A 1251-nucleotide genomic window follows, 5' to 3' on the forward strand; every position below is an offset into this window, starting at 1 on the left:
CTCCACGACGGGACCTTCATGTGCGACCGCGCGTCATCGAGGTCCGTCGAGTCCGGGCTGAACTTGTCGCCCACGGGCACGGTGAAGTCGAAGGTCGAATGTCGGACCCACCCCCCAATCACGGAGAGGTTCTGCTTTTCCGCCTCGGTGAGATCGACGGCCAAGGCGGGCGGGGGCTCGGGCGGGATCGCTGCTTGCGGTAACGACCAGGATGGGGACGATCACACTCAACGCGAGTCCCATCGCCTTCAGAAACGGGCGGCTGTTGCGCGCGACGGTTTGCTGCGCGGGGTCCGGGCGGTCGCCGAGCATGCGGTGCGGATTCAGTGCGTCGAAAGATAGCGCAGCACGACGGCGTTGTAATACGCCGGATTGCCGGCGTGCATGGCGTGTCCGGCGCCGGGAACCGTGACCGTCGTGTCGGTACGCAGGCAGCGGGCGAGCTCATCGGTGATAGCGTGAAACAGGCGGGTGCTGCGCTCCCCCCTGAGCAGCAGCACCGGCGTGTGGAGCCGCCCGAGGGTGGGGCAGGCCAGCCGCGGCATGTACTGCTCCCGGTTGGCGAGCATCTCCCGGCGCATTTCGAAGGCATGCGCAAGCATGTCGGCCCGCGCTTCAGCCGGGAGATTATCGAACCGGCCGGGAGTGCCGGTCACGCCGTCGAAGAACGACCGAAGGCCGGCGACGGAATCCCCGCGCGTGAACGCGGCCCGTGCCGGGTCCAGCGCGGTTGCGAAGAAGTCGCGGCGGATCGCGTCGGTTTCCGGAGTGCGGGACAAGAGCGGGAGCACCGGAGGCTCACCCAGCACGACTGAACGAACCAGCTCGGGATGCTCGAGCGCCAACACCAGAGCGGTGTAGGCGCCGTACGAGGACCCGACGACGTGAGCCGGGGCGAGGTCGAGCGTCAACAGCAGGGCGACGAGGTCATCGGCGTGGAGCATCGGCGAGTATACCTGGTCGTCATTCTGCGGCGGGTTCGGGGGGTGATAGCGGCGACTGTAGATCAGGACGCGGTGGGTCGAGGCGAATGCCGCGACCTGCGCGTTCCAGACCCCGAGATCCCCGAGTGTGCCGTGCACGAAGACCACAGGGGTTCCGGAGTCGCCGACCAGGCGGTAATGGAGCAGCGTGCCGTTCACCCGTGCGGCGCGCAGGACGCGTGCGGCGGCGGTGGCGGATAGTACGGCGGCGGGCGCGCCCGGCGTCGTCGGCGCCGGCGTGGAGGCAGGGGCCAGCGCGCCACCGCAG

General features: G+C 69.0%; 1 protein-coding gene. It reads right to left on the reverse strand.

Going from position 1 to position 1251, the window contains the following annotated elements:
• Window positions 1-323: 323 nt before the first annotated feature.
• The coding region (locus ACRDSQ_RS22340) for an alpha/beta fold hydrolase (RefSeq protein WP_431423765.1) at window positions 324-1251 on the reverse strand (928 nt) is incomplete at its 5' end.

Origin of the sequence: Actinokineospora sp. (assembly GCF_050699995.1) — a bacterium.
Taxonomy (GTDB): domain Bacteria; phylum Actinomycetota; class Actinomycetes; order Mycobacteriales; family Pseudonocardiaceae; genus Actinokineospora.